The organism is Nocardia sp. NPDC003345 (assembly GCF_053589395.1).
Map to the genome: position 1 here is coordinate 1 of NZ_JBSFRU010000402.1, position 5,173 is coordinate 5,173.

General features: G+C 56.5%; 2 rRNA genes and 1 pseudogene. 2 read left to right on the forward strand and 1 reads right to left on the reverse strand.

Annotated features, from left to right (window positions below):
- A pseudogene (locus ACWDU1_RS29220) lies at positions 1–90 on the reverse strand (SDR family mycofactocin-dependent oxidoreductase); the annotation flags it as partial.
- Positions 91–225: 135 nt separating this feature from the next.
- Between ACWDU1_RS29220 and ACWDU1_RS29225 the strand changes: the two are divergent.
- Both ACWDU1_RS29225 and ACWDU1_RS29230 read left to right on the forward strand, forming a co-directional pair.
- A 16S ribosomal RNA gene (locus ACWDU1_RS29225) occupies positions 226–1,742 on the forward strand.
- Between the two features lie 339 nt (positions 1,743–2,081).
- Positions 2,082–5,173 (forward strand): 23S ribosomal RNA (locus tag ACWDU1_RS29230); the annotation flags it as partial.

Here is a 5,173-nt window from a genome sequence, read left to right on the forward strand (position 1 = left end):
CATCTTGCGGGCCAGCTGGTTGGCCAGATCGTTGACGTAGTGGGCGACGATCTGTTTGGCGAAGCTGTAGGCGGAGCCGCCCGGACCCTGTTTCGGTTCTTCATACCCCCGTGTGGAGGGCCGAACATTTAAGTCAGCTAAATTCCAGCTGGCGATTTGTTTTGCTGGGTTTTCGGACTCTGGTTTTATACTTTTGATTGCGCCTTCGGGTGTGATTGTGAGTCTTCAACGGAGAGTTTGATCCTGGCTCAGGACGAACGCTGGCGGCGTGCTTAACACATGCAAGTCGAGCGGTAAGGCCCTTCGGGGTACACGAGCGGCGAACGGGTGAGTAACACGTGGGTGATCTGCCTCGCACTCTGGGATAAGCCTGGGAAACTGGGTCTAATACCGGATATGACCTCGGGTTGCATGACCTGGGGTGGAAAGATTTATCGGTGCGAGATGAGCCCGCGGCCTATCAGCTTGTTGGTGGGGTAATGGCCTACCAAGGCGACGACGGGTAGCCGGCCTGAGAGGGCGACCGGCCACACTGGGACTGAGACACGGCCCAGACTCCTACGGGAGGCAGCAGTGGGGAATATTGCACAATGGGCGGAAGCCTGATGCAGCGACGCCGCGTGAGGGATGACGGCCTTCGGGTTGTAAACCTCTTTCGACTCCGACGAAGCGAAAGTGACGGTAGGAGTATAAGAAGCACCGGCCAACTACGTGCCAGCAGCCGCGGTAATACGTAGGGTGCGAGCGTTGTCCGGAATTACTGGGCGTAAAGAGCTTGTAGGCGGCTTGTCGCGTCGATCGTGAAAACTCGGGGCTCAACCCCGAGCTTGCGGTCGATACGGGCAGGCTTGAGTACTTCAGGGGAGACTGGAATTCCTGGTGTAGCGGTGAAATGCGCAGATATCAGGAGGAACACCGGTGGCGAAGGCGGGTCTCTGGGAAGTAACTGACGCTGAGAAGCGAAAGCGTGGGTAGCGAACAGGATTAGATACCCTGGTAGTCCACGCCGTAAACGGTGGGTACTAGGTGTGGGTTTCCTTCCACGGGATCCGTGCCGTAGCTAACGCATTAAGTACCCCGCCTGGGGAGTACGGCCGCAAGGCTAAAACTCAAAGGAATTGACGGGGGCCCGCACAAGCGGCGGAGCATGTGGATTAATTCGATGCAACGCGAAGAACCTTACCTGGGTTTGACATACACCGGAAACCTGCAGAGATGTAGGCCCCCTTGTGGTCGGTGTACAGGTGGTGCATGGCTGTCGTCAGCTCGTGTCGTGAGATGTTGGGTTAAGTCCCGCAACGAGCGCAACCCTTATCTTATGTTGCCAGCGCGTAATGGCGGGGACTCGTGAGAGACTGCCGGGGTCAACTCGGAGGAAGGTGGGGACGACGTCAAGTCATCATGCCCCTTATGTCCAGGGCTTCACACATGCTACAATGGCCGGTACAGAGGGCTGCGATACCGTGAGGTGGAGCGAATCCCTTAAAGCCGGTCTCAGTTCGGATCGGGGTCTGCAACTCGACCCCGTGAAGTTGGAGTCGCTAGTAATCGCAGATCAGCAACGCTGCGGTGAATACGTTCCCGGGCCTTGTACACACCGCCCGTCACGTCATGAAAGTCGGTAACACCCGAAGCCGGTGGCCTAACCCTTGTGGAGGGAGCCGTCGAAGGTGGGATCGGCGATTGGGACGAAGTCGTAACAAGGTAGCCGTACCGGAAGGTGCGGCTGGATCACCTCCTTTCTAAGGAGCATTCTCCACGGACACCCGAAGAGTCGGGATGGTAAACGTCTTGTGGCAGAGCCACTTCGGAAGCGAATGTCTTCCGGTGGTGCTCATGGGTGGAACGCTGACATGCGCCGGCGATACTTCGGGTTCTTATGGGCTCGGGGTGCCGGATTTGAAGTAGTCAACACACTGTTGGGTCCTGAAAGAACAGGCGTTCTTTCCAGGCAAGATAATACGATCCGGCTGGGTTCCCGTTCATACCGGGAGAGCTGAGAGGTTCTCCGCTGGTGCGGAATCTGGATTTGGCTGGGTGTGTTGTTTGAGAACTGCACAGTGGACGCGAGCATCTTTGTTTTGTAAGTTTTTAAGAGCGTACGGTGGATGCCTTGGCACCAGGAGCCGATGAAGGACGTAGGAGGCTGCGATAAGCCTCGGGGAGCTGTCAACCGAGCTGTGATCCGAGGGTGTCCGAATGGGGAAACCCAGCACGAGTGATGTCGTGTTACCCGCCAGTGAATATATAGCTGGTGTGGAGGGAACGTGGGGAAGTGAAACATCTCAGTACCCACAGGAAGAGAAAACAACATGTGATTCCGTGAGTAGTGGCGAGCGAAAGCGGATGAGGCTAAACCATGCGTGTGTGATACCCGGCAGGGGTTGCACGTGTGGGGTAGTGGGGCTCACTTTCTTGTTACTGCCGTGACAAGCAACAGTCAGAAAAGTTCGTGTTAGTCGAATTGGTCTGGGATGGCCAACCGTAGACGGTGAGAGTCCGGTAGGCGAAAACATGTTCTCTGTTGTAGTGAGTGCCCGAGTAGCAGCGGGCCCGTGAAATCTGCTGTGAATCTGCCGGGACCACCCGGTAAGCCTGAATACTCCCTGGTGACCGATAGCGGACTAGTACCGTGAGGGAAAGGTGAAAAGTACCCCGGGAGGGGAGTGAAATAGTACCTGAAACCGTGCGCTTACAATCCGTCAAAGCCTGTGAGTACTTGTACTGTGGGTGATGGCGTGCCTTTTGAAGAATGAGCCTGCGAGTTAGTGGCATGTGGCGAGGTTAACCCGTGTGGGGTAGCCGTAGCGAAAGCGAGTCCGAATAGGGCGTTCGAGTCGCGTGTTCTAGACCCGAAGCGGAGTGATCTACCCATGGCCAGGGTGAAGCGACGGTAAGACGTCGTGGAGGCCCGAACCCACTTAGGTTGAAAACTGAGGGGATGAGCTGTGGGTAGGGGTGAAAGGCCAATCAAACTCCGTGATAGCTGGTTCTCCCCGAAATGCATTTAGGTGCAGCGTCGCGTGTTTCTCACCGGAGGTAGAGCTACTGGATGGTCTAGGGGGCCCACAAGCTTACCGAAATCAGCCAAACTCCGAATGCCGGTGAGTGAGAGCGCGGCAGTGAGACTGCGGGGGATAAGCTTCGTAGTCGAGAGGGAAACAGCCCAGATCGCCGGCTAAGGCCCCTAAGCGTGTACTAAGTGGAAAAGGATGTGGGATTGCGCAGACAGCCAGGAGGTTGGCTTAGAAGCAGCCACCCTTGAAAGAGTGCGTAATAGCTCACTGGTCGAGTGATCCTGCGCCGACAATGTAGCGGGGCTCAAGTACACCGCCGAAGCCGCGGCAGTCACATATTACATCCGCACATCTCTACGGGGGTGTGTGCAGTGGTGTGGCTGGGTAGGGGAGCGTCGTGTAGCCAGGGAAGCAGCGGGGTGACCTAGTTGTGGAGGCTGCGCGAGTGAGAATGCAGGCATGAGTAGCGAAAGACGAGTGAGAAACTCGTCCGCCGAATGACCAAGGGTTCCTGGGCCAGGTTAATCCGCCCAGGGTGAGTCGGGACCTAAGGCGAGGCCGACAGGCGTAGTCGATGGACAACGGGTTGATATTCCCGTACCCGTGTATCCGCGCCCAATGGCGAATCATCTGTGCTAAGTGCCCAAAACCTGATGGACCTCCTTCGGGAGGCCGGATGGGGCTGCGCACGACCCTGGGTGTAGTAGTCAAGCGATGGGGTGACGCAGGAAGGTAGCTGGGCCAGTCAGTGGTTGTACTGGTGTAAGCCTGTAGGGCGTTGTGTAGGCAAATCCGCACAGCATATAGCCTGAGAGGTGATGCGTAGCCGATTGAGGCGAATTCAGTGATCCTATGCTGCCGAGAAAAGCCTCTAGTGAGTTGGTACACGGCCCGTACCCCAAACCGACACAGGTGGTCAGGTAGAGAATACTAAGGCGATCGAGAGAACTGTGGTCAAGGAACTCGGCAAAATGCCCCCGTAACTTCGGGAGAAGGGGGGCCCGAGCTGGTGACGGAATTTACTTCCTGAGCTGGTTTGGGCCGCAGAGACCAGAGAGAAGCGACTGTTTACTAAAAACACAGGTCCGTGCGAAGTCGTAAGACGATGTATACGGACTGACGCCTGCCCGGTGCCGGAAGGTTAAGAGGACCGGTTAGCGCTTCGGCGCGAAGCTGAGAATTTAAGCCCCGGTAAACGGCGGTGGTAACTATAACCATCCTAAGGTAGCGAAATTCCTTGTCGGGTAAGTTCCGACCTGCACGAATGGCGTAACGACTTCTCTGCTGTCTCGACCACAGACTCGGCGAAATTGCATTACGAGTAAAGATGCTCGTTACGCGCGGCAGGACGAAAAGACCCCGGGACCTTCACTATAGCTTGGTATTGGTGTTCGGTACGGTTTGTGTAGGATAGGTGGGAGACTGTGAAACATGCACGCCAGTGTGTGTGGAGTCGTCGTTGAAATACCACTCTGATCGTATTGGACCTCTAACCTCGGACCATGATCTGGTTCAGGGACAGTGCCTGGTGGGTAGTTTAACTGGGGCGGTTGCCTCCCAAAATGTAACGGAGGCGCCCAAAGGTTCCCTCAGCCTGGTTGGCAATCAGGTGTCGAGTGCAAGTGCACAAGGGAGCTTGACTGTGAGACTGACAGGTCGAGCAGGGACGAAAGTCGGGACTAGTGATCCGGCACCGGCATGTGGAAGCGGTGTCGCTCAACGGATAAAAGGTACCCCGGGGATAACAGGCTGATCTTCCCCAAGAGTCCATATCGACGGGATGGTTTGGCACCTCGATGTCGGCTCGTCGCATCCTGGGGCTGGAGTAGGTCCCAAGGGTTGGGCTGTTCGCCCATTAAAGCGGCACGCGAGCTGGGTTTAGAACGTCGTGAGACAGTTCGGTCTCTATCCGCCGCGCGCGTTGGAAACTTGAGGAAGGCTGTCCCTAGTACGAGAGGACCGGGACGGACGAACCTCTGGTGTGCCAGTTGTCCCGCCAGGGGCACGGCTGGTTGGCTACGTTCGGAAGGGATAACCGCTGAAAGCATCTAAGCGGGAAGCCTGTTCCAAGATGAGGTTTCCCACCACCTTCGAGTGGTTAAGGCCCCCTACAGACCATGGGGTTGATAGGCCGGAACTGGAAGCACAGTAATGTG